Annotated in this window: 1 protein-coding gene and 1 pseudogene; both read left to right on the top strand. The window is 38.1% G+C overall.

Features of this window, described 5'->3' with window-relative positions:
* Positions 1-376: YadA-like family protein (locus tag PVV64_RS09905; protein ID WP_273760827.1), on the top strand; the 376-nt coding region annotated here is incomplete at its 5' end.
* A gap of 775 nt (positions 377-1,151) precedes the next feature.
* Positions 1,152-4,365 (top strand): annotated as a pseudogene (locus tag PVV64_RS09910) (hypothetical protein); the annotation flags it as partial.

The raw sequence follows: 4,365 nt of genomic DNA on the forward strand, positions 1-4,365 counted from the left end.
ACAGATGAAGTTAGTTCTTGATGATGCGAAGAAATATACGGATGATCGTGTGACTGATTTAGTAAACAATGGGGTTAATGAATCCAAAGCCTACACGGATATGAAGTTTGAGACGTTAAATTATGCAGTTGAGGATGTACGCAAAGAAGCAAGACAAGCAGCTGCTATTGGTTTGGCTGTCTCTAATTTGCGTTATAATGATTCACCAGGAAAGTTAAGTGTTGCACTTGCTAGTGGTATATGGCAAAATCAAACCGCCTTTGCTTTGGGTGCTGGCTATACCTCTGAAGATGGGAATACCCGTTCTAGCCTATCGGTCACAAGTGCTGGTGGACGTTGGGGTGTGGGTGTAGGGCTAAGCCTAACGCTGAATTAATAATTAAAAAGCAATCTTTATTAATTACGCTCGCTCTTCTTTTTAAAGAGGGGCGAGCGTTTTATAGACACAAAAAATATTTAGCGAGTAAGTATAATCTGTAGTATATTATAGTTATGAAGTCTTTATAGAGCTGTTTTTGTAAAAAAAAGATCACAGCAACATAAGCAATAACGTATTTTTCTCTTGCTATTTTATTAGATAACAGATAGTGGTGAAAAAAGTATATTAGTAAGACTCATTTTGATTTAAATAATTCAAAGAGGGGAAAGTGGTGCGTAAAAAACAAAAGAATGACACAAGGGCAGATTTACAACATCATATTGCGCTGAATAAAAGAGCACCAAAAATCACTATCTCCTAAAAAATAATTTTTCTTGAATACCCTAATTAACTTAATTATTAAGAAAAAAGCTTCTCAATAAAAGAAGACTCACAAGTAAATAAAACAATAAAATATTTTTGAAATATTCTTTTAAGTAAAATGCCTTTAATATTTAAAACACAGAAACATAACTTTTTAACACCTACACGGCAGAAACCGACTATAAGCTTCACTAGAATCTAAATGTGTCATTTCCACGTCCACTAAACACTTTTCACATTTAGATCTCAACATAGAAAGCAGACACAATACAAAAACAAAGACTCAAAATATTTCCACTTTAATCAGAAGTTTTTATCCAATCACTAATGCGTGAAAAAATCTAACACTGAAATATGTCTTTTTTATGTTCCGGATATGCTTTTTAAATTTTTTCATTGGAGAGTTTGTATGAAAAAATTATCTATCATATCAAAGAGACAACATGGTTTGAATACTTTGCTTGTTTCTCGACATTTATCTTTGTTTGCAAAGCTTTCGTTGGGAACGGCAATGGCTGTGCTTTTATCGAGTGCGTCTTCTGTATTGGCGAAAAAAATTGATATAATAGACCAACAAGTTCTTCAAAGTATGGAGAAGGCAACAGCGGTTTATTCTCAAGGGAACGATAAAAAGATCACTGCTGCTTATGATAGTCAGAGCAATGTTGATAACTCTGGTTCATCCAAGGCAGGTTATTTAACAGCGCTGAATACAGTGCTAGCAGCAAAAGCGAATGCTTCTGGTGATTATGCCAATTTCCTAAATAAGATGCTTTTAGAAAAAAGCGATCAAAAAACATCACGACTTACAAAGGTAGCAACTAAGAGTGGAGGTGCTGGTGCGGTTGATGACGATGATTATGGGAATACGATATTTCCCTCAAAAGATTCTAGCGCATCAGTAGAAAACGATTCAATAAAACCGAGTGTAAGGAGTTTTGTAACGACAAGAGGACTTGAAAGAGCTGGGGGAAATGCTACCTTTTTAGGCTCAAAGGCAAATGCAGCAGGGCTGGAAAGTGTTGCTATAGGATATATGGCACACGCTTTGGGAAGAAGCAGTACCGCATTAGGTGGTGAATATAATACGGATAATAATGATAGGAAAGATGATTATACAACCGCCAAAGGTGATTACTCAACAGCTTTGGGTTCTATTGCTAAAGCTATGGAATATGGTACAACTGCTGTTGGTCATCGTGCATATGCAATAGTTAAATACGCTGTTTCTATAGGATTTTATTCGAGAGCAAACACAGATCACGCTATTGCTTTAGGTGCTGATTCTATAGCTAACGTAGCTGCTGGTGTTGCAGGCTATAATCCTCTTTTACACAAGGTGGCAACAGATACAACTTTTGCATGGAAAAGTACTTACGGTGCCGTTAGTGTTGGTGATATAGCTAAGAATAAAACACGGCAAATTGGAGGAGTTGCAGCAGGTGCTTTAGATACTGATGCAGTCAATATTGCGCAGTTAAAGTCGTTACAAACCTATGTGGACAAAGGCTGGAAACTCTCTGTTAACGGTAAAAATGCTAAGGTTGTAGAAATAGACGGTACAGTAGATTTTTCTACTGGAAGTAACAATCTCCAAATCACCAAAGGGCAAGACGACAATAAGATAAAATTTGATTTAGCAAAAAACATCACACTCGATAAAGTAACAGCAGGTACGAACACCTTTGATGCCACGGGTTTGAAAATTGCGAATGGTCCACAAATCACCACTGCTGGTATTAATGCAGGGAATAAAAAGATAACAGGAATAGTGGCCGGTACTGACGCGACTGATGCGGTGAATTTTTCACAGTTGAAAGTCTTACAAAATGCTTTGAATAAGAATGATAAATTGGCTGAATGGAATGGCAACAGAGTAAGGATAGGTTCTGAGAAAGATAATAGTGCTATCGGAAGTGTTGTAATAGGAGCAGGTTTTATGGGACAGGGTGGTGCTATCCATACTGTTCCATCCGTAAAAGCGAACTATGGAATAGCTATAGGTACTGCGGCTGTAGTTGAAAATGGATCTGATGCAGCGATTGCTTTTGGTTACGGTGCAAAAGCGAGTGTTAATAAAGGTGTTGCCTTAGGAGCTCATTCTAGCGCTGACACTGAGGGTGGGATTGCAGGCTATGATCCTAAGACTGGGAAAAACTCAAGTAACACTGATGCTGCATGGAAATCTGAATATGGTGCCGTCAGTGTTGGCGGAGGCGTTAAAGGAAAGATGAATTGGTCACGGCAAATTGTAGGGGTAGCAGCTGGTACTGCAGATACCGATGCGGTAAATGTGGCACAGCTAAAAGGTTTACAAAACTCTATTATCCCAAGTTGGGATCTCTCTGTTAATGGTGAAAATAAGACGACTGTTAATTCAAGCAGCCCAATGGATTTGGCAGCTGGAAGTAGCAACCTTAATATTACAAAAGACAAAGGCGACAATAATGTAAAATTTGATCTCGCGAAGGATATTACACTTAATAAGATAACAGTAGGATCTAATACTCTAGATGTAACGGGTTTGAAAATTGCAAATGGCCCGAAAATAATGGCGACTGGTATTGATGCTGGAGAAAAAATAATCACAGCTGTTGCAAATGGAAAAATTTCTCAAAATTCAAAAGATGCAATCAATGCTTCCCAGCTTTACAGTTTTGCTAGTTCGATTGCTGCTACTCTTGGTAGTGGTAATATGGTTGTCGGTGAAGATGGGATTATTGTGACCCAGGCTTACTATTCTAATGGTGTTGACGCTGATGGAAATATAACCAAAGATGGCTATCAAACTGTTGCGTCTGCACTTGAAGGCATTGGTCAAAGCTTTGAAAATGTTCTCAACCATTTTGATAAAAAAGTAGCAGATGTCGTCAAAACAGCTCAAGACGATTCCTTGTTATGGAGTGATGATGCTGGAGCCTTTGTCGCCAAGCATAAACAGGCTGGAGATGAAGAAGGTAAAGAAAAAACCGCAAGCAAGATCACCTCTCTTGCACAAGGTGATATTAAAGCTACCTCTACCGATGCAATCAATGGCTCTCAGCTTTATACTTTAGGTGACAATGTTGCGAAGTTTTTTGGTGGCGATGCCAAGTATGAAAATGGTGAATGGATATCTCCAACTTTTAAAATTAAAACTATTAACGGAGAAGGTGAGGAAAAAGAAGGTACTTATAAGAATGTATCCGATGCTTTAACGGGAGTTGGTACTTCTATCACAAATGTTCAGAATAAAATTACTGAACAGATTAATAATGTGGTTTCTCAAGTAGCTGCCAATAGCTTTGTTAAGCAGGATGGTGAGACGCAACACATCACTATTGGTAAGGATACAGACGGTGATAAAATCAATATTGCTAATCGAGATGGTGAGTCTCGCACTCTTTCTGGTGTGAAGACTGGTACTGAAGAAACCGATGCCGTGAATTTTGGACAGCTGCAGAAAATTCAAAAAGAAGTCACCGAACAAGTAGCTACTAGTAGCTTTGTGAAACAGGATGCTGAAACGCAAGACATCACTATAGGCAAGGGTGCAGGTGGTGATAAAATCGATATTACCAATAACAAAAATCAACAGCGTACTCTTACGGGCATAAAGAATGGTGACATATCAAAAGATTCAA

Origin of the sequence: Bartonella sp. ML70XJBT.G (genome assembly GCF_028618575.1) — a bacterium.
Classification (GTDB): domain Bacteria; phylum Pseudomonadota; class Alphaproteobacteria; order Rhizobiales; family Rhizobiaceae; genus Bartonella.